The following is a 23,930-nucleotide window of genomic DNA, read 5'->3' on the forward strand; positions in this document are numbered from 1 at the left end:
AGGACGCCCCGGCCCAGTGCATTTTCAGGACATCATCAGCACGCTCAACCGGTTCTGGGCAGACCAGGGTTGTCTGCTGCTGCAGCCCTACGACACAGAGAAGGGTGCCGGCACCATGAGCCCTCACACTGTGCTTCGTGCCATCGGCCCGGAACCTTGGGCCGTGGCCTATCCCGAACCCTGTCGTCGCCCCACCGACGGCCGATATGGCGACAACCCGAATCGGGCCCAGCACTATTTCCAGTACCAGGTGCTGATCAAGCCGTCTCCAGATGGCATCCAGGAGACCTATCTGGCATCGCTGGAGGCGTTGGGCATCAAGGCGGCTGACCACGACATCCGTTTCGTCGAAGACAACTGGGAGTCCCCCACCCTCGGTGCCTGGGGCGTGGGCTGGGAAGTGTGGCTCGATGGCATGGAGGTCACTCAGTTCACCTATTTCCAGCAATGCGGCGGCATCGACTGCAAGCCGGTGTCCATTGAAATCACCTACGGCCTCGAACGGCTGGCGATGTACCTCCAGGACGTGGAAAGCATCTGGGATCTCAGCTGGAATGGCGAGCGCAGCTACGGGGAGATCTGGCTGCCGTTTGAAAAGGGGCAGTGCCACTTCAACTTCGAGGCCTCCAATCCGGAGCGGCTCAAGCAATTGTTCGCCATTTATGAGGCGGAAGCCGCTGACTTGATCGAGAAGCAGCTGCCGGCCCCGGCCCTCGATTTCGTTCTGAAGTGCAGCCACACCTTCAACCTGTTGGAGGCCCGTGGCGTGATTTCCGTGACCGAACGCACAGCCACCATCGGCCGTATCCGCAACCTGGCCCGAAAAGTGGCCGAAGGTTGGTTGGCGGAACGGGAGGCCCTCGGCTTCCCCCTGCTGAAAGGGGGAACCCTCGAGACAGCGGCTTGATGGGTTCTGCGACGACGACGTTCCGTTGATGGTGTTGCTCTCGCTCTTCTGGCACTCCTCGTGCTTCGAGGACTGCTTTGGGGGGCGCCGATGCAGACCTCATCCGATCCGTCTCGCCTGATTTCAACGCCATCGCCCTCGGTGCTGCTCAGTGGCCGCTTGTCCTCTGATCTGCGCCGTTTCCCCTGGGGGTGTTCCGTCCTGCTGGAGGTGGATCGGGTCGCGGGTCGTCGGGCCAGGGGGCGCACGGAACTGCAGCTGCCTGAATGTTCTTCACCACTGCTGCAGGGTTGGCACGTCCGTTCTTTGGGGGTGCTGCGGCGACCGATGCCTGGAGCCCACCCGCTGTTGCCGGGATCGGCAGAGCGTCTGGCCCGCCAAGGCAGTTGGAGTCAGTTGCGCGTCGAGAGCATCGAGGTGCTGCAGCGTCCACGGACGCCGTTGGCTGATCTGCGCCGCCATGTCGCCCAGCGGCTGCAACAGGCCGTTGGACCGCGGCGGGGTGGTTTCCTGGCGGCTCTGGTGCTGGGTAGCGCCCAGGTGCAGCTTCCGGATGACCTCAGGCAGGCGTTCCGTGTTGCTGGCTTATCCCATGCGCTTGCAGCATCGGGCTTCCACCTCTCTGTGCTGTTGGGCAGTGTGTTGATGGTTGTTCGCCGTTGGCCCCCTTGCCTGCGGCTTCCCCTGGCGGGCCTGGCTCTGCTGCTGTTTGTCTGTTTGGCCGGGGTCCAGCCATCGGTGGTGCGGGCGGTGCTCATGGCCGCGATCGCACTGCTGATTCGTGAGTCAGGTCATCACAGCCGTCCCTTTGGAGTGTTGGTGATGACACTCAGCGGCATGTTGCTGTTCTGCCCGTCCTGGGCCCGGTCGATCGGGTTTCAGCTCAGTGCGGCCGCAACGGCTGGGCTGATCCTCACAGCTCCACGACTGGAGCAGGCAGTTCAAGGATGCTTGCCAGATCGATCCCACGGTGTGGCCGCGGCGCTGTCCATTCCTGTGGCGGCCCTTCTCTGGACGTTGCCGCTGCAGTTGCTGCACTTCGGTGCGATGCCGCTGTATGCCCTATTCGCGAACCTTCTGGTTGCTCCGCTGTTGGCGCCCTTAACGCTGATGGCCATGCTCTCGGCGCTGCTTGTTCTGTTCTGTCCGTTGTCGGTGCTGCCACTGGTGCTGTGGCCAGTGCAGCAGTTGGCGGGCTTGGTGATGGCCATCGCCACTTGGATCAGTCACTGGCCTGGCGCCCAAGTGCTCACCGGGCGACCGCAGGTGTGGGTCGTTGCCTTGCTGGTGGTGGGCATCTTGCCCTGGCTGCTGAAGTCGCCTGCCAGAAGCCGGTGCTGGGCGCTGCTCCCTATGGCAACAGCCCTGTTGGTCCAAGCCTTGGTTCAGCTTTCCGATGGACTGGTGTCGGTTGAGCATTTCGGCCGCCATTGGCTGCTGGCTCGTCATCGTGGGCGTGCTGCGCTGGTGAGCACCCATGGCGATGCACGGAGTTGCCGGATGGCACAACGGATGGCCGTTGTTCATGGTCATGCCCGTTTGGATTGGGTGACGTTGTTGGATCCAGTGGCAACGGATGTGCTCCGGTGCTGGCAGGCACTGGCGCACCACGTGGAAGCTGCTCAGCAGGGGGGAGCCCCTCTTGCCTCAGGCCAGATGCTGCGAAGTGATGGCTTGTCATTGCACCGCCCGCAGCACCGCCCTGGAACATTCGTGTTGCGGGCGGGACGGCATCGCTGGCAGTTGCTCCCCCGGCCTCAGGCGTTGTGGTCTCTGCAAGAGCAGCAGAGACCAGGCATCCAGCCGGTTTTCACAGGAACATGGCTTGGGTTCAAGCCTTCTGCAAACCAGCGGCGTTGGCTTCTGCAGCATTCGCCTGGCACGCGGTTCATTGGCCTTTAAAGTTGTCGAACGTCTACGGACGTGTGGAGAGGTGGCAGAGTCCGGTTGATCGCGCACGACTCGAAATCGTGTAGGGGTAACACCCTCGTGGGTTCGAATCCCACCCTCTCCGTTGAATACTCCATTCATCGTCATTAGTTTTCGAGTAACTTCTCGAAAACCATGGCTTCCTACGACATCAAGCTGAGCTTTGCTCGGGTAGGGCTTCCTGGAAATGATGGCATCGCCATCAGAGGCTTCGTGCCACCTTCAAAAAAGACGATCCCTGCAGATCCGCTCAATCCACCAGCGGTTGCTCCGATCCCTTTGGACACGACCTCGGAGTTGTTGCTTAACTACCAGGTTGTCGGCGGTGTTCCTTATGAATACGAGATCGGTCAATTCGAGATCACCGCAGCCCAGTACTGTGCATTCCTCAATGCGGTTGATCCAGACGGGGAGAATTCCAAGCAGCCTTGGACGAAAGTTAAATTGTGGAATAAGAAAAATAATCCCTTGGTAAATCACTTCCAGGGTCAAATTCTCCATGTCGACCATGCCGAAGAAGGGCGTCATTATGTTTTGGCTGATCCACTATGGGCCGACAAGCCGATGATGTTTGTCAATGGATTTCAGTATGCTTACTTTGTCAATTCGTTGACCAATGGTGGTGCTGTTGGTGAGAAGCAGAGGGTGCGTAAGAGTCCGCTGGATTTTGATGTGGTAGTGACGGATCGCTTCTTCAAGTTTTCGCCAACGATCGATGCTGGATCCTATGCTCTGAATGATTCCAACTACGCTTTTCTAGCCCGACAGAATGTTGAGGGCTTGTTTTTGCCCTCCCAAAACGAATGGATCAAAGCGGCCTATTTTGCGGGTGGTGATACTGGAAATCAGACCAATTATTTTTACTTCCCCACGGCCAGTAACAAGGCTCCTGTTCCATTATTCACCAAGCAGGGCAAGAAGAAAGGCTCGGCAAAGGGGCCTGCTTCAGAAAGCAAGTATGCCGTTGTCAATGTGACCGATACGGGTGAAGTTCTTGTTGATGACCTCAGTCCAAAAGCCATCAAAAAGCAGGGGTATTCGAATTATGATTATGGTGTTTTTTGGCAGCCCTGGTACGCACCCGCTGGTAAGACATACAAGAATGCCAATGTCACGGACGTGGGTGGCTCTGCCAGCCCATCCCCTTGGCTTGCCTACGATATGGGGGGCAATGTTGTCGAGTACACCGATACCGTCGCCGGTGCTCTCGATTTGTCTAAAAAGGAAGCTGAAGCGATCGGTGCTGCCGAAAACCTGCAGCAGTTGCCTGTTTCTTTCCGGGCCCATGGCGGCATTGCGAATGCAACGGGGTATCAGCTTTGGATCACCGCAACGGGTGCAGGAGATCCTTACGGACAGATCCTCGGTTCAGCCTATGAATACGGCGGAGCTCGGTTGAGCTTTGTGGGGGATAGCAGTTCTGCAAAAGTATCGAAGAGGCTCAAGCCTTCCGATATCGCCGATTCGATCACCGGTCAGAAGGTGGTCACCCGGGCTGATTCCGTGGACAGTCTGGATACCCACTACTCCAGCAGTTTGGGGGAGACGATTTCCCTGTTGGCGGCCAAAGAATCTGGTTATGTGTCGATGCCGAGTTCGTTTTACAGCGTGCCGAAGGAGAAGGGTGGGCGCCCCTATTACTCCATGACTCATGACGCTACGGGAACCAGTCGAATCGTGCGAGGCCAGAAGCGGATGAAGCAAATGATGGAATCAGGTGGGTACTCCGATCCGGTGAAGGCTTTCCAGGCTCTGTTGCCAGGCAAAGGCGAGGTGGATTTTGTTAGTTATTTCAATCCTGAGTCTGGGGCCTATGGCTATTCCGAATTGGAAGCTGATGCCATCGGCTTTGCGGCCATTGGCTATGTCGCTCAAGGGGTTGCCTGGTCCGTCTGAGTTGAGGCTGATGTCATCTGGGATTGGAACAGGATCACCAACTCCTGTTCCACTTGATGGAATTGGTCGTCCTCTCGACTGAAATTGAGACCCACGTTGCAGCCTTCTTTGATGGCAGCTTCAAAAGGGAGGATTAGCGGAGGAGTAGACCTTCCTGGTGAATGTGTTGATGATGATGGCTTTAGGGCTGTGGAAGCTCTGTAGTTCTCTGGACCACTTTTTGTACTCCCTGTGATACAAAAAGTCGGATACGGTCCTACTTATTCTTGCTGAAAGGGCGATCAATGCTGCTCGCATCGATGGTTCATTGTCGGTGTGGAGTCGATCAAGAATGCTTTGGCGCCATTCTTGGGGTGAGATGTACAGGGTGATCACGTCGAGGCGTTTGGTGCGTGTTGAGATTTGGCGTAATCGTTTCAGATTTTGATTGTGATTAATGCTTGTCAGGTTGATAAAAAGCACTTGACAGTAGTTTGATTTTCGTGTTTTGGAATGCTTCGCATTGGCCGGATCCGTCAGCCGTTGCATCCGTTCAAGCGTTGATCGTTGAAAGCGTTGATTCGGAGTGCAGTTGAGCTGTTTCATCACGCTCAGGGTGAATTCGTCTTGAGACGGCTGGCTCATGTTTCGGATCAGCTGCGTTTTGCCGCAGCCCGAAACACCTGCAATCACGATCACGTGGTGAGCGCGCCGTCCTTGGGTGTGCTGTTTCACCGCTTTGTGTCCTTTCGTCAGCGTCAAGTTGTTCTTCGCCAGGTTGATCTGAGTCAATCACCCTCTGGAATGACAGCAGCTGTTCATGGTGGTGTTGGCTTTTACGTGCCACCTCGCTTTTTGAGGGCACCGTTTGATTCCCTTAGGAGTGGAACAGGAGCACCAATCCTTGGTCTACTTGATGAAATTCTCGTTCTTCTCGGCTGAGATCGAGGCCCACATTGAGCCCCTCCTGGATTGCATCTTCAAAGGGGGGTGTTGATGGCGGAGCGCTGTCAATCCAGAGCGCAGCGATACCCACCGCCGTGGCATGCCATCGGAAACGGCTTGTCGTGCCGATGTCCGGTTCGTTCAACGCCTCCTCCAGGAGGATGTTGATGGTGAGATTCGTGCTGGACATGTGGACCAGCATCGTGACCGCTGCTGAGTCCTGCAATCAGCTGAGAGACTTCGTATCGTTCGTACTCATTGGCTGGATGCCCTCGGCCTCGGACCACTTCCCGCAGCGGATCGCTCTGGTTCACGAGTGGTTCTCACCACGCTCTGTCGGCGGTGCCGAACGTGTTGTTGAGGCAATTGATGCCCTGCTGAAAAGCCGCGGTTGCGAGCCGCAGCTGGCCGCCCTGGTTGATGCCGAATCCTGTCGGTCTGGCAGTTGGTTGCAAGGCCGATCTGTCCTCACGAGCCCAATTCAAGATCTGCCGTGGGGACCCAGCCACGTGCAGCAGTACCTGCCTTTGTTGCCATTTGCCATTGAACAGATCGACCTCGGCGCAGTTGAGCTGGTGATCAGCAGCAGCCACTTGGTGGCCAAAGGCGTGCTGACAGGGCCGGAGCAGTTGCACATCAGTTATGTGCATACACCGGTTCGTTACGCCTGGGATCAGATGCACGCGTATCTGCAGCGCTCAGCGCTGGCGCGGCGTGGCCTGGGGCCCTTGATTCGCTGGCAACTCCATGCCCTGCGGCAGTGGGATCAACTCAGTGCCCAGCGGGTGGATCGCCTCATTGCCAACTCCCGTTTCACAGCACGCCGAATTCGCAAGTACTGGGGTTGTGAGGCCAGCGTGATCCATCCTCCAGTGGAGGTGAACCGCTTCCGCTGGAATGCAGCTCGGGACGACGTCTACCTCTGCCTCTGTCGTTTGGTTCCTTACAAGCGGGTGGATTTGGTGGTGGAAGCCTTCAACCGGTTGGGATTGCCCCTCCTGGTGGTTGGGGATGGGCCGGAGCGTGCACGGCTGGAGGTCCTGGCAGGCCCAACCGTCACCTTGCTTGGCCGCCAGTCGGGGCAACAGGTGGAGGAGCTCATGTCTCGATGTCGCGCGTTTGTCTATGGCGGGCTTGAAGATTTCGGTATTGCTCCTGTGGAAGCGATGGCTGCTGGCGCTCCGGTGATTGGCCTGGGGCGTGGTGGTTTGTTGGATACGGTGCGCTGTGCAGCGGCCGGGATCAGGCAGCCCACAGGGGTTCTGTTCCCCGAGCAGACCGTGGAGTCGCTTGTGCAGGCCGTGGAGTGGTTTGAGCAAAGCCGCCTCTGGCGTTCTCTCGATTCGGAAGCCATCCGTCAGTGGGCCGAGCGCTTCCGGCCAGAAGCATTCGCCGCACGTTTTGAATCTGCTCTGCGAACGGCCTGGCAAGACCATCGACAAGGCTGTGCCGTTGCAGCGAGTGACCCCGCGGAGATGCCAGGACTCCGACTGTGACGTTGAGTGTGCTGAGTCCCAGGTTGAGCCTTTGACCTCGGCCTTTCGGCCATCGTTGCTTCAGACCGCAGGTCGTGCTGCTCGCCGTGGCAAGTACAAGCCCCACCTCGCGCTGATCTCCGCGCCACCCTCGGCTCTGCCGGCTTTGGCTCTGATTCGCCATCAGAACCGCTGGGGCCGGGTATTCAAGCGCAGTGGTGACATCGTCTTTTCCCTGGCGGTTCTCGGCCTCGGCTCTCCAGTGCTTCTTTTGCTGGCTGGGTTGGTCAAGCTCAGTTCCCCCGGGCCGGTGTTTTACACCCAGCGGCGTGTGGGTCGGGGTTACAAACGTTTTGGTTGCATCAAGTTCCGCACCATGCGCGCTGATGCCGATGCTGTTCTCGCCCGCGTTTTGGAGTCTGATCCATCTCTAAGGGCTGAGTTCGAGCGTGACTTCAAGTTGAAGCGTGATCCCCGAATCACTCCTGTGGGGCGTTTCCTTCGTCGTTCGAGCCTTGATGAACTGCCCCAGTTTCTGAATGTTCTCTTCGGTGAGATGAGCGTGGTCGGTCCACGCCCCATCGTTGATCAGGAGCTTGGCCGGTACGGCGCCTACATGGACGAAGTGGCCTCGGTTCGCCCAGGTCTGACGGGCCTCTGGCAGGTGAGCGGCCGCAACAATCTGAGCTACAAGAAACGCGTCAAGCTCGACCTGGCCTATGCCCGCGGTCGGTCGTTCAGCCTGGATCTCGCCATCATCCTGCGCACGTTTGGTGTGTTGCTTCTGCCGATGGATCGAGGTGCTTACTGATTGATCCCCGCCGAGTGGTGTCTAGTGAGTGATCACAAGCTGGATGATCACAAGAGCACTCAGCCAGAGAATTTCAAGCCGGTCTGAGGCCTTTAGGACACCTCTAACGAGGAGCGAGTTGGCGACTGGTTGGTCAGCCGCAAGCACCGGTTTCTGAACCCGGCGCTCGCCGTAATGGTTTTCACCACCGAGTTGGATCCCGATGCAGTGGGCGTAGATCGCTTCTGATCGACCTGCATTGGGTGATGGATCTGTCGCCCCATCCCGTTCTGCGGCCCGCACCCGTTGCATCCAGCGCGTCCATGGCGGGCAGACCAGGGGCAGCGTCAGCATGACCAGACGGCAGGGCAGCCAGGTGAGCAGATCATCCAGGCGTGCGCCTGCCGTTCCAATCCAGCGCAGGCGACCCGTGCGATAGCCGAGCATCGAATCCAGCGTGCTGCTGGCCTTGAAGGCCCAGGCCAGAGCAAGTGGTCCTGGGCCTGAGGGCATGACCATCCAGAGCAACGCACCAATGCCCATCCAGAACAAGGGTGCGAACACGCCATCCACCGCATTTTCTGAAGCTGTTTCGGCTGCAGCTCGGAGCAGCCCAGCTTGATCCAAGTTCTGCACGTCTCGTCCAACGATCCAGCCCAGCTTCTGGCGTGCCGGTTCGAGGTTGCCATCTGCCGATGGCGGAAGGGCGGTCAGCACCGCCAGCACGCTGTCCGACAGGCTGCGGGCCGCCAGGGCGCTGGCAAGGCTCAGGGTCAGAACTGCGATGCCAAGCCATTGCCATGGGGAGGGAAGCCAGAGCAGGCGCTCCACACACCAGCCCGCAAGGGCGCTGCCAGGCACCAAGATCAGGGTGACCAGTCCACCCCCGAAGCGCAGCTTGATGGGATGGTCCCCCGCCCATTGCTCGACCCTGCACCGCAGCTGCCGGATCCACCAGCCCATCACAACCACGGGATGGAGCATCCGGCTCGGGTCACCGATCAGTTGATCCAAGAGGGCTGCCCCGAGGATCAGCAGGCTTCCCATCGCTGCTGAGTTCATTGGAGGGGAGCGCCTAGGAGCCAACAAAAATCCCCGTTCTGCTGCCCTTGGGGCGCAGAACGGGGTGCGTGGTGAGTGCTGGAGTGAGATCCCACCGGGTGTTCAGTGCTCGCGCTGAATCAGGCGTCTTTCAACCAGCTGAACATCGAGCGGAGTCCCTTGCCCACTTTCTCGATCGGATGCTGCGAGTCACGATCGCGCACCTTCTTCATTTCGGGCTTGCCGGCTTCGCATTCGGCTACGAAGTTTTTGGCGAAGGTGCCGTCCTGGATGTCAGCCAGAACGCGTTTCATCTCGGCTTTGGTGTCGGCGGTGATCAGCCGGGGGCCGCTGACGTAGTCGCCGTACTCCGCGGTATTGGAGATCGAATCGCGCATGGAGGTCAGTCCTCCCTTCACCATCAGATCCACGATCAGCTTCACCTCGTGCATGCACTCGAAGTAAGCCAGTTCGGGCTGGTATCCAGCTTCCACCAGGGTCTCGAAACCAGCCTTCACGAGTTCGGACAGACCGCCGCAAAGCACAGCCTGCTCACCGAACAGATCGGTTTCGGTCTCTTCCTTGAAGTTGGTTTCCAGGATGCCGGCCCGGGTGCCGCCAATTCCCTTGGCGTAGGCCATGGCCATGCCGCGGGCGTTGCCGGTTGCGTCCTGTTCGATGGCGAACAGGGCCGGCACGCCCTGGCCGTTCTGATACTCCCAACGCACGGTGTGTCCAGGGCCCTTCGGGGCGATCATCACCACATCCACATCTGCAGGGGGCTTGATCAGCTCGAAGCGGATGTTGAAGCCGTGGGCGAAGCTCAGCACCTTGCCTGCACTCAGGTGAGGTGCGATTTCCTTCTCGTAGACGTCCTTCTGGAATTCATCAGGCAGCAAGACCATGATCCAGTCGGCCTTTGCAGCGGCATCGGCCACACTCAGCACTTCAAGCCCATCGGCTTTGGCCTTCTCTGCGGAACGGCTGCCGTCGTACAGACCCACCACCACATCGACCCCTGAGTCTTTCAGGTTCAGGGCGTGGGCATGACCCTGAGAGCCATAGCCAATGATGGCCACGGTCTTGCCGTTCAGCAGACTGAGATCGGCGTCGGAGTCGTAGAAAAGCTGGGCCATCCGGGGCGGACTTGCGGAACAGTGCAGTGGACGAGCTTACGCAGCGGCCTGCCCCGATTAACTCAGGCTTCGTTGGGATGGGAAATCACGCGGTCGATCAGTCCGTACTCCTTGGCTTCTTCGGCACTGAGGAAGTAGTCCCTGTCGGTGTCTTTCTCAATCTTTTCGAAGCTCTGCCCACTCATATCCGCCAGGGATTGGTTGAGCATTTCCTTCATCCGCAGGATCTCCCGTGCCTCAATTTCGATGTCACTGGCCTGGCGCCGGCTGGTGCCGCCGAGGGGCTGGTGAATCATGATCCTGCTGTGGGGCAAGGCAACACGTTTGCCTTTCGTGCCGGCTGCCAGGAGGAAGGCGCCCATGGATGCGGCGAGGCCGACGCAGATGGTGACCACTTCGCTTTTGACGTACTGGATGGTGTCGTAGATCGCCAGACCAGCGGTGACAGAGCCACCTGGAGAGTTGATGTAGAGGTAGATCGGCTTGCTGCTGTCTTCGGAGTCGAGATAGAGCATCTGCGCCACGAGGCTGTTGGCAATGCCGTCATTGACTTCAGAGCCGAGGAAGAGGATCCGCTCCACCCCAAGACGGGTGTAAATGTCGACCCAGCGCTCCATCTGGCTGCCAGGGAGGCGGTAGGGAACGCTGGGAGTACCGATCGGCATGGTTCAGGACGTTGGGAAGAGAAGTGCAGTAGGGGCGGATTCAGATGCCGCTGGTCAGTCGCCGCCGGTCAGACGGAAGGGTTGCCGGGCAGTTCTTTGCGGCTGCTGAGCACGCGGTCGATGAGTCCGTACTCAACGGCTTGTTGGGGTGTCAGATAGCTCATCCGGTCGGAGTCCTTGCTCAGATCCTCCACGGACCGTCCGGTGTTGGTGGAAAGGATTTCAAGCATGGCCTGCTTGTTGTGCAGCACTTCCTTGGCCCGGATCTGGATATCCGTGGCTTGGCCGCGGGCACCGCTGCGGGGCTGGTGCAAAACAATCGAGGAGTGGGGTAGAGCAGCCCGTTGGCCTTTTGTTCCTGCTGAAAGGATCACCGCTGCCGTGCCCATGGCCTGGCCGATGCAGATGGTGTGTACCGGTGGTTTGACGTAGCGGAGGGTGTCGCAGATGGCGAAGGCTTCGGTTTCAAAGCCGATTGCTTCCCCGGAGTACCAGCTGGTTCCCGTCGAGTTGATGTAGAAGTAAATCGGCTTCTCTGGGTCGTCGAATTCCAGAAAGAGCAGCTGAGCAATGATTAGCTCAGTCACATCGATTCCCATCTGACGCTTGGCGTCGTCGTCAGAGAACAAGGGCAAGCCCAAGTACACGATCCGCTCCTTGAGTAGGAGGGACGGAAGGTCGGGAGGTGGTGTGCGCATCACGGCGCTGTCGCCGTAGTACGGGGCCGAAGTTGTCATCTCCACCATCGCGGTGAGGCGAGCCTAGCCGGGGTCAGCGGGCTTGCGGTGGCTGGTTTTGGCCGGTTTTCCCTGACTTTTCGATTTGGTTGAAGTCTTGGTGTCGGTTGTTGCATCTTTCCCGTCCAGGCGAGCGAACACCATCCGGCCGGTTGGCGTCTGAAGAGCACCGGTTACCACCACAGGTTTGCGTTGGCCGATCAGCGATTTCGCGTCGTTGACCACCACCATCGTTCCGTCGTCGAGATAGCCGACGCCCTGGCTCTCCTCCTTGCCCTCACGCACGATCTTGAGTTTGAGTTCATCGCCGGGTTGCACCTCAGGCCGTAACGCGATCACCAGCTCACTCAGATTCATCACCTTCAGGTCTTTCACCTGGGCGACCTGCGCCAAATTGAAGTCCGCTGTTACCAGTGTCCCGCCCGTGTCAGAGGCCAGCTGCAGCAAACGGTCGTCTGTGCCTTTGCCGTCGTAACGGGTGCTGTTGATCACCAGCCGCCGTCCGTAGGTCTCCCGTAGATCCTTCAGCAGCTTCAATCCACGCCGGCCTTTGGCCCGTTTCTCAACATTGGTGGAATCCGACAGTTGCTGCATCTCATCGATCACCGATTCGGCGACGATCACCTGTCCTTCCAGCAATCCGCAGGCGAGCATCCCGCGGATCCGCCCATCGATGATCACGCTGGTGTCCAGGATCTTTGCTGTGGCTGGGGTGAGCACCCCATCGGCGACCAGAAGGGCCTCCGTACTGGCGGGATTGAACAGGCGCAGCAGCGTGCGGCCATGCACTTCTGCCAGGTTGCTTCCGAGAATTCCGAAAAAGACGTTGCTCACCACTGCCAGCAGCGGTTTGAGCAGAACGATCCCCCCGGAAAACGGAAGCAGCAGAACAGGCAATAGCAGAAGGTTGGCCACCAGAAGCCCGAGGATCAGGCCGACAGCCCGGCTCACCAGAAGATCGGTGGGCATGGTGCGCACCTGCTGCATCAGGCGCACCCGCAGTTTTTGGAAGACCAGGCCAGCAATCAGCCCAATGCCGCCGCCAGCTCCGCTGAGCTGAAGACGCAGCTGTTCAGCATTGGTGGTTGAACTCACCAGCCCATCGGGTAGCAAGTGAATTCCCATCCATCCGGCGGCTGCACCGGAGACCACAAACAGAAGCAGGATGAGCGGATCCACCATGGGTTCAGGTCGTGGCAGCTCGAACCGGATGCCAGAAGCATGCCCTATCCCTCTCCTCCCCGCAGCGCCTATCTCCACATCCCCTTCTGCCACCGGCGCTGTTATTACTGCGATTTCGCCGTTGTCCCCCTGGGGGATCAAGCCCGTGCCGACCAGGGGCCTGGCAGTCGCTCCATCCGTGAGTACCTGACGCTTCTGCATCGCGAAATCGCCTCCGCCCCAAGCGGTCCGCCCCTATCAACGGTTTATATCGGAGGGGGAACGCCATCGCTCCTGGGTCCGGATCAGATCGGTGCACTGCTCGATGCCCTGGCGGAAAAGTTTGGGCTTCAACCAGGTGCGGAAATCACCCTGGAAATGGATCCGGCCACCTTTGACTGCGATCAGCTGTCCTCCGTCCTGGCTCGGGGCGTGAATCGCATCAGCCTGGGGGGGCAGAGCTTCGATGACGCAGTGCTCGAACAGCTTGGGCGGCGTCATCGGCGGCGCGACCTCCTGGCGGCGATCGACTGGCTCCTGCAGGCCTGGCGCGACGGAGCTCTCCGGTCTTGGAGTCTCGATCTCATTCAGAACTTGCCAGGTCAGAGTTTGGCCGCGTGGGATACCCAGTTGGATCAGGCCATTGCCAGTCAGTCCCCCCATCTTTCGATCTACGACCTTTCGGTGGAACCGGGCACGGTGTTTGATCGCCAACGCGCCCTTGGTGCACTGAAGCTTCCGGATGATGAGCTCGCCGTTGCGCTGATGGAGCGGACCACACAACGGCTTGCTGCTGCAGGCCTTAGCCGTTATGAGATTTCCAACCATGCCCTTCCGGGCCATGCTTCTCGTCACAACCGGGTGTACTGGAGCGGTGCTGGTTGGTGGGGATTTGGGATGGGAGCGACGTCAGCGCCCTGGGGGGAGCGCTTGGCGCGACCACGCACACGGGCTGCCTACGCGACATGGCTCGACAACCTGCCGAAGGAAACCGTCGCCAAGGCTGGTCTTCCACTGGATGATCAATTGTTGGTGGGGCTGCGTCGCCGAGAAGGTGTAACGCTCCAGGGCCTTGATGCCGATGCACTGGTGCGTCGCTGGTTGCCGTTCGTCGAGCGTGGATGGTTGCAGCAGCGGGCAGGGCGTTGGTGCCTCACCGACCCCGAGGGAATGGCTGTCAGCAATCAGGTGCTGATTGAGGTGATTCTGTGGTGGGAAGAGGTTTTGGAGAGGACTGGTAAGGCCAAAACCCAATCACAGCAATGGATCTGATCAACAAGCGGCTGCTGTTGCGACTGGTATCAGCGACTTGGGCGAGACACGTCTGTATGACTGCTTCGCGCAGCATGCCCATAAAAAAAGAGGTAGGCCCCTCAGCCCACCCCCAAACGACGTATTGAAGGCACCACTGCCTTCGGATCAATCTTCGCTGACTGGCGACCCCTCGTTGGGTATCAAATGCAGCGAATTAGGCATTAATTACTAGCCAGATCTTCTCAAGTTGGCTGTGAAGATGAACTGGGCGCCAGCACCACTGCAAGCGCTTGGGAGGCGGAATGTTCGCGGGTTCCCTCGCCCGCGTCTCCCCAAACGCATCAATCAGCCGGATCAGGTCTCAATAGCAATGTCTTATCACTAGTAGGTGATCAGCATCGGAAGCCATCGAGAGATGCTCCCGCTTGAGACAAATTTCGACTGTTTCCCATCTGTTGCCTGGCGTCGCAGTGCATCACTTTGATCACGCAGATCAAGAGGGATCAGCCATCAGCTCTGAAATATTGGGCATGGGATCCGACTTCCCATCAGCAATTGCGCGAGCGCGAAGGTAAAACCAGCTCTCCGTATCGCCCTTGGCTTCCATGCTCTCCGCTATGGATATCCAATTGTTGATTTCAGCTTGATCCATAGGGAAGTAAATAAAAAATCTTCGGAACCGCTCAGAACCGGAGATAGTCCAACGGTCTGATGGCAGCTCTGCTTTCAGACGTCTGAAGCTTAAAAATCAAGAGCAGTCAACGGAGGTACGGATGACCGTTGCCATTGCCCCATCAGTCGTGGCTGTTCGTACGGGCGTACCAAAGGGGTTCGGTGTTCGTGGATCCCAGCAACCTCGTCGTCAAGCTTGTAGCCCTCTTCCTCCCCTTCCGTCGCCGGCATTCTTGATCGTTGGCGGCGAGCATGTTGAGCTGTGGGACTGGTGGATGGGGCGGCTGATCTCCCTGTTTCAGAAGGCTGACCTCCATACCAGCGTCATCACGTGGCTTAACGCCGATCAGGTGACAGATGTGATTTGGTCAATGGATTGCTGGTCTACGAGGCACTAAGGGCTTCAGCCTTCACTGTCGATCCAGGGTTTGAAATGAGTCGTCTGACGGATAGGCCGGCTTGTATCTCCTGCCTATCAAGGAACAAGTCGCCACAAGATCATGGACACGATGTTTTTCATTGGCATGAACATCGCTCTGCTCGGGTTGCTCGTCTATGGCCTCCTTACAGCCAGGGAGAAAATCAAGGCTGGCCGTAAAGAGATCATCTGACGTATCAGCTCTCTGACTGATATGTCCCAGGCTCAAAATACCTTGCGTTTTTGCCGGCATCCCTCAGTCCACAACCGTCTCGGTTCCTTGCTTCACCATCGGTGCCGTACCACCACGGCTGGCTGGAGGTACTGAGGCTAAGCGAATGTTTCGTCTGTGGGTCCGACGCTCCAGCCTGTTCAACCAGCTCGCTTGCAACTCATTTGCAACCACATCGATTCTTCTGACAACTCAGCCACTCCTCTTCAGGCTTCGCATCAGTCAAAGCTGTTGTGCCGCAGTGCTTTTTAGGCTCTGATTGGAATTATTCATTGTCCTGGGTGTTTCCTGTGATGGGTGGATTTTGGTTCCGGGTCTGGTTGACCCACCCCTTCAACGCCTCGATGAACAGCTGTCGCCCATCCACGAGGGCCGGGCTGAACGGAGGTTGTTTGGGGGTGAGACCCAGCAGGTCTGCCGTGACGCGCACTTGACCATCGCAACCGTTGCCCGCTCCGATCCCGATCACCGGGATGGTCAGCGCCTGCTGCACCCGGCTGGCCAGCTCTGACGGGACGTGCTCCAGAACCAGGGAGAAGCAACCCTTCTGTTCCAGAGTTCGCGCTTGATCCATCAGGCGCTCTTGGCTGATGGCGTCGGTGGCCTGACGGCGGTAGCCGAGACGATGCACGGCTTGCGGGGTGAGACCCAGATGCCCCATCACAGGAATGCCCATCCGCACCAGCCGGTCGATCACGGTCACGACCTCAGGCTCCGCTCCCTCCAGCTTCACTGCGGCAGCACTCGATTCCTTGAGCAATCGCCCTGCAGCGGCAACGGCGCGGTCTTCTCCGCACTGATAGCTCAGAAAGGGCAGGTCACAGACCAACAGGGGTTGATCGGCAGGCATGGATGCCAATCCCCGGGCTACCGCCTGGGTGTGATGGAGCATCTGCTCCAGGCTCACGGGGAGCGTGGTGGCATGGCCGAGCGCCACCATGGCCAGTGAATCGCCGATCAGCACCACATCCGCACCTGCAGCTTCTGCGAGAGCTGCAGAGAGGCTGTCCCACGCGGTAAGCACGACGATGGGTTGGCCCTTCTGCTTGAAGCGGGTCAGATCAGAAGGACGCATGCAGCTTGAGAATCCCTCGGGGGCTCATTGCTAGCATTTAACCGACTCGGACCCATGCGGCTCCGACGCCCAAATCTGGTCAGGACCGGAAGGGAGCAGCCACACGGGATGCTCAGGGCAGGCGTGGATTCCGGGTCACCACAATCAGAGCTTGAGATCTCTGGAAGGGCACTCAAACCGAGTTGTCATCTTGCTGCTGGCGGCGGCGAAGGAATTCAGGGATTCTGGCGCCGTTCTCTTCGGGTTCAGCCTTTGTTGCCACGGCTGGCATGGAGCGGCTTCGCTCGCTGCGGTAAGGCTGCTTGTTCTCGAACCCGGTGGCGATCACCGTGACGTGAATTTCACCTTCGAGAGCTTCATCCACTACGGCGCCCACGATGATGTTGGCTTCTGGATCGACGACGTCATAGATGACCTCTGAAGCGGTGGTCATGTCCTCCAGGGTCATGTCCTTTCCGCCGCTGATGTTGATCACACAGCCCTTGGCCCCATCGATGCGTTCCGTTTCCAGCAGTGGGCTGGAGATCGCAGCCTGGGCGGCCTCGACGGCTCTGGAGCGGCCGGATCCAATGCCGATGCCCAGCAGTGCCGTGCCCGCTTCGGTCATCACCGAGCGAACGTCCGCGAAGTCGACGTTCACCAGGCCAGGGCAGGTGATGATGTCACTGATGCCTTTGACGCCCATGCGCAGGACATCATCAGCGGTTCGGAACGCCTCCTGAAGTGGAGCACCGGCAATGGCTTCCCGCAGGCGGTCATTGGGGATCACGATCAAGGTGTCCACATGCTCTGCCAAGCGAGCGATGCCTTCGTCGGCCTGACGCATGCGACGACGGCCTTCAAAACCGAACGGTTTGGTGACGATGCCGACGGTAAGAGCCCCAACTTCCCGGGCCACTTCGGCAACCACAGGTGCGGCCCCAGTTCCGGTTCCACCGCCCATACCAGCGGCAATGAACACCAGATCAGAGCCCTGCAGTGCGTCGTGCAGATCAGTGCGGGATTCTTCGGCTGCTTTCTGGCCAATGGTGGGGTTGCCGCCGGCGCCGAGCCCCCGGGTCAGGGTCTGCCCCAGCTGCAGCCGTTGCTGAGCCTGAGACAGGATCAGGGCCTGGGCATCCGTGTTGAGAACGCTGTAGCCGACCCCTTCAAGGTCACTGAGAATCATGCGGTTGACGGCATTGCTGCCCCCCCCGCCAACGCCAATGACTTCGATGCGGGCGGACTGGCTGGGCTGGATTCCAGCTGCCGTGTAGGACCCTGAGCCGCTCACCATCTCCATCGCCGAGGCTGAACCGTTTGGTTGCGATGCATTATGTCCCTGAAGCCTGGTCCCGGCTTCAACAGATCACAAACCAAGCTCTGAGGTTGTGGTCTCCAGATTTTCAACGCTGTGGCCTCAGGGTTGTGTTTTCGCTTCCTTGGGGGCAGGTGGATTCGGCATCTGCAGTTCCGGACGCTCGGGATTGCTGAGATCAAGGCTGCCTTGTCGGGCCTGGCGCAGGTGCTCCGGCAAGGTCTTGTTCAGGTGGACGATCGTTTCGATTTGGGCGTTCAGAAGGGCTGGTTCGCCTCCGAGATCAATCCTCCCAAGGCCGGTCGTGACCAGACTGATATGACCGTCGGGATGCAGCTCAACGGCTTTCAGCATTCCCTCGAAGCGATCCCGTTGTCGCAGCAACGCAGCGACTTGGTCGCGTTGTTGCTCGTTCCAGCCTCGCACCCAGATGTCGGTGATTGGCTGTGGTGACGCTTCGGTGACGGGCATCCATTGCCCCTTGGCGTTCAGAAGGCCCCGTTCTCGTCCAGTGGGACCCTGACGTAAAGCTTGGGCGATGGGGATCTGCGGACTCAGGCTGACGATGAGGCGTGCGGGCAACATCTGGCGCTCCACCCGCACGCTTTGCACCGGCAGAGACTTGATCAGTTGTTGTTCAAGTGCCCTGGGGCTGACCTCCAGCAGAGGGTGGGGAAAGTTCAAATCGGCTGCCTCAACCACTTGGTCCGTCTCAAGGGCAGCGCCACCCTTCACGATCACAGCTTCAGGGCCACGCAGGGTCCAGCCATGGCGCAGTAGGACCCACGTGAACCCGCCACTCAGAACAAGCAAGGCCACAAGGCGCCAGAGCTGGACCAACAGGGTCTGGCGACGCTGCCGGCGCAACTCCCGGCGGCGGGCCATCTGAGCAGAGATGGGCCGTTCAGCCGCTTTGTTTTTGGCACTGATCCGGCTCAAAGGTCGCACCGTGCCCGTGCCATTAATTGCTCACCCCAGCTGCGAGCGCGGTCGGCGTCGGAGAAGGGAACATCCATCTGCAGGTCCTTTCCGATGAGCCGCAGCCGACAGCGTCCCTGGGATTCATCCGTGAGGGGGGCATCGCCGGAGGCCAGCGACATCAGTTCCACAAGCTCAAGCCTGCAGACGTCAAACGAGCCTTGATCTTGAAACTTGCCGGCCTCGAAGCTGCTCCAGTGCAGTTCCCCGTCTTTCAGTCGGGCACCACCGCAACCGTCCAACTTGGCCAGTTCCGAGCCTTCGGCCCAGCTCCGAAAAAGGTTTTGACGCCGCCGTTCCAGCCATCCAAGCGAGGCCAGCAGGACAAAGGCCAGCAAAAGTGGAAACCAGAGCAGTCCGTGGCTCATGGGTCAGGCGAAGGACGCTGTGTTCATTCTCCTGCTGTTTGGATCAGTTGGTGAACCAACTGCTCGAGTGTTAAGCCACTGGCCTCCCAGAGCATGGGGAACATGCTCTGGGCCGTGAAGCCGGGCAGGGTGTTGATTTCATTGATCCACAGCTGATCGGTTGCGTCGTCGTAGAAGAAATCAACCCGTCCCATACCGTTGACGCCTACGGCATCACAGGCCTGCAAGGCCTGTGAGCGGATGCGTTCACTGACTTGATCCGGCAGAGGGGCAGGAATTAATGTGGTGCTGCGCCCAGCGGTGTATTTGGTCTCGTAGTCGTACCAGTCCGCATCGAAACGCACCTCGCCGACCACGGACGCTTCCAAGCTGCGGCCTCCTAGCACCGCACATTCCACTTCCCTGGCGTTGACGCCTTGCTCCACCACAACCCTGGGGTCGAGCCCTGCTGCCTGGGTGAGGCCAGCCTCGAGTTCCGTGCGCGAACGCACTTTGCTGATGCCAACGGAGGAACCAAGATTGGCGGGCTTCACGAAGCAGGGGTAATTCAGTTCCGTTTCAATCCGATCCAGGAGTGCGGATCGACTGCTGGGCTCCCCGAGCTCGGATGCCAGAAGTGAGACATAGGGCACTTGAGACAGCCCGGCGCTGGCAAACGCAGACTTCATCGCCTGTTTGTCCATGCTCACGGCTGATCCCAGAACTCCAGCACCCACGAAGGGTTTGCCGGTCAGCTGGAACAACCCCTGAATGGTTCCATCCTCACCATTGGGACCATGCAGAACCGGATACCAGATGTCCACCGCATCGCAGCCTTCAGGGAACCCTTGGAATCCTGAAGGCTGCGGTGGAGAGTTGAGGTCCGGCGCTGTTTCGGAGGCCAGGGTGGTCTCGGCAAGATCCGTTCCCCACCAGCGACCATCCCGGTCGATGTAAATCGCCAGCACGGTGTAGCGCTCTGTGTTGCGCCCGCTGCGCAGGCCGCGGACGACGGTCGCCGCGGATCGGATCGAAACGTCGTGTTCTCCAGAGCGGCCTCCGAAAACGAGCCCGACCGTGATGGGACTGGACGGCATGTCTGCTGCGACCCCTGAGCAGTGGGAGCGCCAAAGGTATCAGCGTTGTGCTCAGTGGGGCAGGGGGTTGCCGCTGAGTGAAAAGGAGCGCACCGCATCGATGCGCACCTGCACGAGATCGCCGGCTCTGTAGGCGTGACCATCTGGTCCGGTGGCGCTGAAGAAGGTCAGCCGGTTGGTTCTGGTTCGCCCCATGAGTTGCGATGGGTCCTTGGGGTTGATGCCTTCCGCCAGCACCTCCTCGGTGCGTCCGGCGTAGCGGGCATTGGCCTTGCGGGCGCAGCGTTCCACCAAGGCATTGATTTCACGCAGGCGTTCCACCTTCACCTCCTCCGGCAGCTGGTTGTCCCAGTCGGCGGCCGGGGTGTTGGGCCGGGGTGAATAGGCCGCCGTATTCACCTGGTCGAAGCCGATCTCCCCGATCAGATCGAGGGTGCGGCGGAATTGCGCATCGGTTTCGCCTGGGAAGGCGACAATGACATCGGCGCTGAGGGAGGCATCGGGCATGCGCTCACGGATGCGGTCGATGATCCGCCGGTAGCGCTCCACGGTGTACCCCCGAGCCATGGCCTGGAGCACGTCGTTGTCGCCGCTCTGGAAAGGAATGTGGAAGTGCTCGCAGAGCTTGGGCAGGTCGGCGCAGGCATCGATCAGCCGTTCGGTGAAGTAGCGCGGATGGCTGGTGGCAAAACGGATCCGTTCAATGCCCTCCACGTCGTGAACGTGGTGGAGCAGATCGGTGAGGGTGTGCTGGCGGCGACCCTCTGGCGTGATGCCCGGCAGATCACGGCCGTAGGCATCAATGTTCTGGCCGAGCAGGGTGATCTCCTTGTAGCCCTGGGCCGCGAGCCCCTCCATTTCCAGCTGGATCGCCTGGGGCAGCCGCGATTGTTCTTTGCCGCGCACGGAGGGCACCACGCAGTAGGTGCAGCGTTCGTTGCAGCCGTAGATCACGTTCACCCAGCCGCAGATGCTGCTGTCCCGTCGCGCGGTGGTGATGTCTTCAAGGATGTGGTGGTCTTCGGTGGCGACCACCTGCTGACCGCTGTTCACCTGCAGCAGCAGGGTCTCGAGGCGATTCGCGTGCTGCGGACCCATCACCAGATCCAGCTCCGGCACCCGCCTGAGCAGGGATTCGCCCTCCTGCTGGGCAACACAGCCCGCCACCACCAGGGTGAGATTGGGATTGCTGCGTTTTCTCTGGGCCTGTCTGCCCAGGTAGCTGTACACCTTCTGCTCGGCGTTGTCCCGGATGGTGCAGGTGTTGTAGAGCACCAGATCGGCATCGAGTTCGGCCGACGCCTCCTGGTAGCCCATGGCCTCCAGGATTCCCGCCATCCGTTCAGAATCCGCCTTGTTCATCTGGCAGCCGAAGGTGGTGATCCAGTAGCTGCCCCGCTGGGGCTGGGCGGTGGCGTCAGTGGTGAGGGGGGCGGAGGCGACCAAGTCTCGAGCTCAAGCCTTCTCAGTGTGAGTCACAGCGGTGTTGTGTCAGTTTGGGGATTGGTGGTCGGGTGGTGATGGGCTGGGCCCTGCAACGGTTTTCGCTCACCAAGGCTGTTCCCCTCACGATCAGCCGTGGCACCACAGCCTCCGTGGTGCGATTGGAACTCAGGCTTGACCGGGATGGGCTGATCGGTCGCGGCGAGACCGGTGGATTCGAGACCGGTCACCGTGCCTTTGCTCTCGAGGCTGTGGAACAGGAGCTGCTTGCGCTGCTGCCGCAACTCGATGCGTTGGATCCCAGCCGACCGCAACGGTTCGAGCCCTTGCTGGCGCCCCTGAGTCCGCCGGCCCGTTGTGCCATCGATCTGGCCTTATGGGACTGGTATGGCCAACGGCTCGGCCATCCGCTGTGGCGGCTCTGGGGTTTGGATGCGGCCGAGGGGGTGGCCACCAGCGTCACCCTGGGACTGGCCTCTGAGGCTGCGGTGCTGGATCGTCTTCACCGCTGGTGGACTCAGCTTCCCGCGACGCGGGTCAAACTCAAGCTGGGGAGCCCCGATGGGTTGGACCACGACAGAAGCCTGCTGAAGGCAGTGGCCCAGGCCATCACGGAGCGATCCCAGCTGCAGGGTGTGGCGATTGAACTCCAGGTGGATGCCAACGGTGGCTGGACCCTGGAACAGGCCAAGCGGATGTTGGAGTCCCTGGCTTCTTTCAAGGTGGTCCTGTTGGAGCAACCCCTTGCTCCTGATCTGGATCCGGCGCGGGACACGGCAGGCTTCATGCAGCTGCATCCGCACTGTCCGATGCCTTTGGTGGCGGATGAAAGCTGCTGGGATTTGGAGGATCTGCTGCGTCTGGCTCCAGTAGTGGACGGTGTGAATCTCAAGCTGCTGAAGACCGGTGGCCTCACTCAGGCCCTGCTGATGGCCCAAGTGGCGCAGCGGAAGGGGCTGGATCTGATGGTGGGCTGTTATTCCGACAGCTCTCTACTGAATGGTGCAGCGGCCCAGTTGCTGCCCTTCATCCGTTGGCCCGATCTCGACAGCCATCTCAACCTGGTTGACGATCCATTCGCTGGGCTGGCGTTGCACGGTGATCAGCTGGTCCCTTCTTCGACGTGCGGATTGGGGATTCGCCCCAAAGCAGACAGGCCTTGAGCTGCACTGCTATCGGTGTGCGTGAAAGCACGGCAGCTTTATGAGCGGGATTCAGGCGCCGCCAGGATTTCGAGACATGCGGTTGGTGCTGCTCCAACACGGCTGTTTAGCCAGTCTCACCGGGAAGACCGGGCTGGCCATGCTGCGCCACCGTGCCGGCCCGATCGTCGCGGTGATCGATCCCGACCATGCCGGCCAGTCTCTGCAGCAGATCACCGGCATTGCGCGTGACGTGCCGGTGGTGTCGGATTTGGCCGCGGCTCTTCCCTACCAGCCGGAGGCTGCTGTGATTGGTCTGGCTCCCTCTGGAGGGAGACTGCCGGACCCTGTTCGTCACGATGTCCTGGAGGCGTTGCGCGCAGGCCTTCACCTCGCCAGCGGACTTCACACTCGACTGGCTGAGGATCCGGAATTGGGTGCAGCCTGCTGGCCAGACCGCTGGATCTGGGATCTGCGGCGGGAGCCGGAGGCTCTCGGTATCGGCCAGGCACGGGCTGCAGCGCTTCCCTGTCAACGCCTTTTGGCGGTTGGAACCGACATGGCGGTGGGAAAGATGAGCGCCTGCCTGGCTTTGCTGGAGGCGGCCCAGAGTTCCGGCATTCCCTCGCGCTTTGTTGGGACGGGACAGGCGGGAATTCTGATCAGTGGAGAAGGGGTTGCCCTGGATGCTGTTCGCGTCGATTACGCCGCCGGTGCGGTGGAGGCGGCGGTGCTTCGGGCGGCGGATGCTCTGCCGGAGCAGGGCCTCGTGCTTGTTGAGGGGCAGGGGTCGTTGTGTCACCCCGCCTCAACCGCGACCCTCCCCCTGTTGCGCGGAGCCCAGCCAACCGCCCTCTTGCTCGTGCATCGGGCTGGCCAGCAGACCATCGATCGACTGCCTCAGATTCCTCTCCCCGACCTCGCGGCCTTGGTGGCCACCACGGAAGCCTTGGCGAGTTGGGCACGGCCTGATGGCGCAGGCACTTCAGCCAAGGTGGCTGCCGTCGCCCTCAACACCGCACGCCTCGATGAGGATCAGGCCACGATCGAGGTTGATCGATTGAGTCAGACGCTTGGCTTGCCATGCACAGATCCCATTCGCTGGGGCGCCGAGCCTCTGCTCAAAGCCTTCATGAGTTTTTGAAAAAGGGCGAGCGAGGGGATTCGAACCCCCGAATAGCGGCGCCACAAGCCGCTGCCTTAACCACTTGGCGACGCCCGCCGCGTCCGTGAGAATCTACCAACACGAGCCGCAGCCTGCCTGGTGTCCCCTTTATCGCGTCCGCAACGTGTGCCTGCCCTGGCGCTGTTGAC

The 23,930-nt window shown here is 59.9% G+C and carries 23 protein-coding genes, 2 tRNA genes and 1 other RNA gene; 10 read left to right on the top strand and 16 right to left on the bottom strand.

Translation table 11 applies throughout. From position 1 onward, the window contains the following. The first annotated feature begins 16 nt into the window (after window positions 1-16). The 4 genes from glyQ to SynPROSU1_RS04575 all read left to right on the top strand — a co-directional run bounded on the left by glyQ (window position 17) and on the right by SynPROSU1_RS04575 (window position 4,732). Window positions 17-907, top strand: coding sequence for a glycine--tRNA ligase subunit alpha (glyQ, locus tag SynPROSU1_RS04560; RefSeq protein ID WP_186571683.1), 891 nt, complete (start codon window positions 17-19; stop codon window positions 905-907). A 6-nt stretch (window positions 908-913) separates the two neighbouring features. Next, window positions 914-2,809 (top strand): ComEC/Rec2 family competence protein, encoded by a 1,896-nt coding sequence (locus tag SynPROSU1_RS04565; protein ID WP_255444884.1) that lies wholly within the window; start codon window positions 914-916, stop codon window positions 2,807-2,809. Between the two features lie 25 nt (window positions 2,810-2,834). Further along, window positions 2,835-2,921 (top strand) — tRNA-Ser (locus SynPROSU1_RS04570). Window positions 2,922-2,971: 50 nt separating this feature from the next. Next, entirely contained in the window at window positions 2,972-4,732 is a 1,761-nt protein-coding gene (locus SynPROSU1_RS04575) for a hypothetical protein (protein WP_186571684.1), read from the top strand. A gap of 120 nt (window positions 4,733-4,852) precedes the next feature. Here SynPROSU1_RS04575 and SynPROSU1_RS04580 read toward each other — a convergent pair whose 3' ends face one another. After that, entirely contained in the window at window positions 4,853-5,503 is a 651-nt protein-coding gene (locus SynPROSU1_RS04580; protein ID WP_186571685.1) for a hypothetical protein, read from the bottom strand. A gap of 85 nt (window positions 5,504-5,588) precedes the next feature. Beyond that, entirely contained in the window at window positions 5,589-5,858 is a 270-nt protein-coding gene (locus SynPROSU1_RS04585; RefSeq protein WP_186571686.1) for a hypothetical protein, read from the bottom strand. A gap of 64 nt (window positions 5,859-5,922) precedes the next feature. On the opposite strand from SynPROSU1_RS04585, the gene SynPROSU1_RS04590 reads away from it, so the two are divergent. Next, window positions 5,923-7,152 carry a glycosyltransferase gene (locus SynPROSU1_RS04590; RefSeq protein WP_186571687.1) on the top strand — a complete coding sequence of 410 codons (1,230 nt, stop codon included), beginning with the start codon at window positions 5,923-5,925 and terminating at the stop codon, window positions 7,150-7,152. Window positions 7,153-7,183: 31 nt separating this feature from the next. Then, window positions 7,184-7,942 carry a sugar transferase gene (locus SynPROSU1_RS04595; RefSeq protein WP_186571688.1) on the top strand — a complete coding sequence of 253 codons (759 nt, stop codon included), beginning with the start codon at window positions 7,184-7,186 and terminating at the stop codon, window positions 7,940-7,942. A 21-nt stretch (window positions 7,943-7,963) separates the two neighbouring features. Here the strand turns inward: SynPROSU1_RS04595 and cbiB are convergent, their stop codons facing one another. The 5 genes from cbiB to SynPROSU1_RS04620 form a co-directional block, all read right to left on the bottom strand. Further along, window positions 7,964-8,968, bottom strand: a complete 1,005-nt coding sequence (gene cbiB / locus SynPROSU1_RS04600) for an adenosylcobinamide-phosphate synthase CbiB (RefSeq protein WP_186571689.1) — start codon at window positions 8,966-8,968, stop codon at window positions 7,964-7,966. 134 nt (window positions 8,969-9,102) lie between these two features. After that, window positions 9,103-10,098 carry a ketol-acid reductoisomerase gene (ilvC, locus tag SynPROSU1_RS04605; RefSeq protein ID WP_186571690.1) on the bottom strand — a complete coding sequence of 332 codons (996 nt, stop codon included), beginning with the start codon at window positions 10,096-10,098 and terminating at the stop codon, window positions 9,103-9,105. A 62-nt stretch (window positions 10,099-10,160) separates the two neighbouring features. After that, complete coding sequence (locus SynPROSU1_RS04610; RefSeq protein WP_115023781.1) at window positions 10,161-10,763, bottom strand: ATP-dependent Clp protease proteolytic subunit; 603 nt, start codon at window positions 10,761-10,763, stop codon at window positions 10,161-10,163. Window positions 10,764-10,831: 68 nt separating this feature from the next. Further along, window positions 10,832-11,500, bottom strand: coding sequence for an ATP-dependent Clp protease proteolytic subunit (locus tag SynPROSU1_RS04615; RefSeq protein WP_186571691.1), 669 nt, complete (start codon window positions 11,498-11,500; stop codon window positions 10,832-10,834). A gap of 24 nt (window positions 11,501-11,524) precedes the next feature. Next, window positions 11,525-12,682 (bottom strand): PIN/TRAM domain-containing protein, encoded by a 1,158-nt coding sequence (locus SynPROSU1_RS04620; protein WP_186571692.1) that lies wholly within the window; start codon window positions 12,680-12,682, stop codon window positions 11,525-11,527. A gap of 39 nt (window positions 12,683-12,721) precedes the next feature. Here SynPROSU1_RS04620 and hemW point away from each other — a divergent pair, with 39 nt between their 5' ends. Beyond that, window positions 12,722-13,933, top strand: a complete 1,212-nt coding sequence (gene hemW, locus SynPROSU1_RS04625) for a radical SAM family heme chaperone HemW (RefSeq protein ID WP_186571693.1) — start codon at window positions 12,722-12,724, stop codon at window positions 13,931-13,933. Window positions 13,934-14,408: 475 nt separating this feature from the next. Here hemW and SynPROSU1_RS04630 read toward each other — a convergent pair whose 3' ends face one another. The 3 genes from SynPROSU1_RS04630 to panB form a co-directional block, all read right to left on the bottom strand. Continuing rightward, on the bottom strand, window positions 14,409-14,567 hold the full coding sequence (locus tag SynPROSU1_RS04630) for a hypothetical protein (RefSeq protein WP_186571694.1): 159 nt from the start codon (window positions 14,565-14,567) through the stop codon (window positions 14,409-14,411). A 430-nt stretch (window positions 14,568-14,997) separates the two neighbouring features. Further along, a complete protein-coding gene (locus tag SynPROSU1_RS04635; RefSeq protein ID WP_186571695.1) occupies window positions 14,998-15,258 on the bottom strand; it encodes a hypothetical protein in 261 nt (86 codons plus the stop codon). A 244-nt stretch (window positions 15,259-15,502) separates the two neighbouring features. Continuing rightward, window positions 15,503-16,312, bottom strand: a complete 810-nt coding sequence (gene panB, locus SynPROSU1_RS04640) for a 3-methyl-2-oxobutanoate hydroxymethyltransferase (RefSeq protein ID WP_186571696.1) — start codon at window positions 16,310-16,312, stop codon at window positions 15,503-15,505. Between the two features lie 43 nt (window positions 16,313-16,355). Between panB and ffs the strand changes: the two genes are divergently transcribed. Next, an RNA gene (ffs, locus tag SynPROSU1_RS04645) (signal recognition particle sRNA small type) lies at window positions 16,356-16,452 on the top strand. Between the two features lie 32 nt (window positions 16,453-16,484). Here ffs and ftsZ read toward each other — a convergent pair. The 5 genes from ftsZ to miaB all read right to left on the bottom strand — a co-directional run bounded on the left by ftsZ (window position 16,485) and on the right by miaB (window position 21,477). Next, a complete protein-coding gene (gene ftsZ / locus SynPROSU1_RS04650; RefSeq protein ID WP_186571697.1) occupies window positions 16,485-17,594 on the bottom strand; it encodes a cell division protein FtsZ in 1,110 nt (369 codons plus the stop codon). Between the two features lie 117 nt (window positions 17,595-17,711). Beyond that, window positions 17,712-18,494, bottom strand: a complete 783-nt coding sequence (locus tag SynPROSU1_RS04655) for an FtsQ-type POTRA domain-containing protein (RefSeq protein ID WP_255444797.1) — start codon at window positions 18,492-18,494, stop codon at window positions 17,712-17,714. Window positions 18,495-18,544: 50 nt separating this feature from the next. Continuing rightward, entirely contained in the window at window positions 18,545-18,955 is a 411-nt protein-coding gene (locus SynPROSU1_RS04660; RefSeq protein WP_186571698.1) for a hypothetical protein, read from the bottom strand. A 23-nt stretch (window positions 18,956-18,978) separates the two neighbouring features. After that, window positions 18,979-20,031 (bottom strand): D-alanine--D-alanine ligase family protein, encoded by a 1,053-nt coding sequence (locus SynPROSU1_RS04665; RefSeq protein WP_186571699.1) that lies wholly within the window; start codon window positions 20,029-20,031, stop codon window positions 18,979-18,981. A gap of 51 nt (window positions 20,032-20,082) precedes the next feature. Then, the gene (gene miaB, locus SynPROSU1_RS04670) at window positions 20,083-21,477 is read right to left on the bottom strand and encodes a tRNA (N6-isopentenyl adenosine(37)-C2)-methylthiotransferase MiaB (protein ID WP_186571700.1); all 1,395 of its coding nucleotides are present in this window, start codon (window positions 21,475-21,477) and stop codon (window positions 20,083-20,085) included. A gap of 74 nt (window positions 21,478-21,551) precedes the next feature. Between miaB and SynPROSU1_RS04675 the strand changes: the two genes are divergently transcribed. Both SynPROSU1_RS04675 and SynPROSU1_RS04680 read left to right on the top strand, forming a co-directional pair. Next, window positions 21,552-22,637: a dipeptide epimerase gene (locus SynPROSU1_RS04675; RefSeq protein WP_186572243.1), complete on the top strand. Its 1,086-nt coding sequence runs from the start codon at window positions 21,552-21,554 to the stop codon at window positions 22,635-22,637. Between the two features lie 40 nt (window positions 22,638-22,677). Further along, complete coding sequence (locus SynPROSU1_RS04680; protein WP_186571701.1) at window positions 22,678-23,760, top strand: DUF1611 domain-containing protein; 1,083 nt, start codon at window positions 22,678-22,680, stop codon at window positions 23,758-23,760. Window positions 23,761-23,765: 5 nt separating this feature from the next. Here the strand turns inward: SynPROSU1_RS04680 and SynPROSU1_RS04685 are convergent. After that, window positions 23,766-23,838: transfer RNA gene (locus SynPROSU1_RS04685), tRNA-His, on the bottom strand. Window positions 23,839-23,930 lie beyond the last annotated feature (92 nt).

The organism is Synechococcus sp. PROS-U-1 (genome assembly GCF_014279755.1).
GTDB lineage: Bacteria > Cyanobacteriota > Cyanobacteriia > PCC-6307 > Cyanobiaceae > Parasynechococcus.

Bases quoted from the DNA above. Each gene is read 5' to 3' on its own strand.
- SynPROSU1_RS04575 (WP_186571684.1), top strand. From the start codon at position 2,972: ATGGCTTCCTACGACATCAAGCTGAGCTTTGCTCGGGTAGGGCTTCCT.
- SynPROSU1_RS04585 (WP_186571686.1), bottom strand. From the start codon at position 5,858: ATGCTGGTCCACATGTCCAGCACGAATCTCACCATCAACATCCTCCTG.
- SynPROSU1_RS04590 (WP_186571687.1), top strand. From the start codon at position 5,923: ATGCCCTCGGCCTCGGACCACTTCCCGCAGCGGATCGCTCTGGTTCAC.
- cbiB (WP_186571689.1), bottom strand. From the start codon at position 8,968: ATGGGAAGCCTGCTGATCCTCGGGGCAGCCCTCTTGGATCAACTGATC.
- ilvC (WP_186571690.1), bottom strand. From the start codon at position 10,098: ATGGCCCAGCTTTTCTACGACTCCGACGCCGATCTCAGTCTGCTGAAC.
- SynPROSU1_RS04610 (WP_115023781.1), bottom strand. From the start codon at position 10,763: ATGCCGATCGGTACTCCCAGCGTTCCCTACCGCCTCCCTGGCAGCCAG.
- SynPROSU1_RS04615 (WP_186571691.1), bottom strand. From the start codon at position 11,500: ATGACAACTTCGGCCCCGTACTACGGCGACAGCGCCGTGATGCGCACA.
- SynPROSU1_RS04620 (WP_186571692.1), bottom strand. From the start codon at position 12,682: ATGGTGGATCCGCTCATCCTGCTTCTGTTTGTGGTCTCCGGTGCAGCC.
- hemW (WP_186571693.1), top strand. From the start codon at position 12,722: ATGCCCTATCCCTCTCCTCCCCGCAGCGCCTATCTCCACATCCCCTTC.
- SynPROSU1_RS04630 (WP_186571694.1), bottom strand. From the start codon at position 14,567: ATGGATCAAGCTGAAATCAACAATTGGATATCCATAGCGGAGAGCATG.
- SynPROSU1_RS04635 (WP_186571695.1), bottom strand. From the start codon at position 15,258: ATGCCGGCAAAAACGCAAGGTATTTTGAGCCTGGGACATATCAGTCAG.
- panB (WP_186571696.1), bottom strand. From the start codon at position 16,312: ATGCGTCCTTCTGATCTGACCCGCTTCAAGCAGAAGGGCCAACCCATC.
- ftsZ (WP_186571697.1), bottom strand. From the start codon at position 17,594: ATGGAGATGGTGAGCGGCTCAGGGTCCTACACGGCAGCTGGAATCCAG.
- SynPROSU1_RS04655 (WP_255444797.1), bottom strand. From the start codon at position 18,494: ATGGCCCGCCGCCGGGAGTTGCGCCGGCAGCGTCGCCAGACCCTGTTG.
- SynPROSU1_RS04660 (WP_186571698.1), bottom strand. From the start codon at position 18,955: ATGAGCCACGGACTGCTCTGGTTTCCACTTTTGCTGGCCTTTGTCCTG.
- SynPROSU1_RS04665 (WP_186571699.1), bottom strand. From the start codon at position 20,031: ATGCCGTCCAGTCCCATCACGGTCGGGCTCGTTTTCGGAGGCCGCTCT.
- SynPROSU1_RS04675 (WP_186572243.1), top strand. From the start codon at position 21,552: ATGGGCTGGGCCCTGCAACGGTTTTCGCTCACCAAGGCTGTTCCCCTC.
- SynPROSU1_RS04680 (WP_186571701.1), top strand. From the start codon at position 22,678: ATGAGCGGGATTCAGGCGCCGCCAGGATTTCGAGACATGCGGTTGGTG.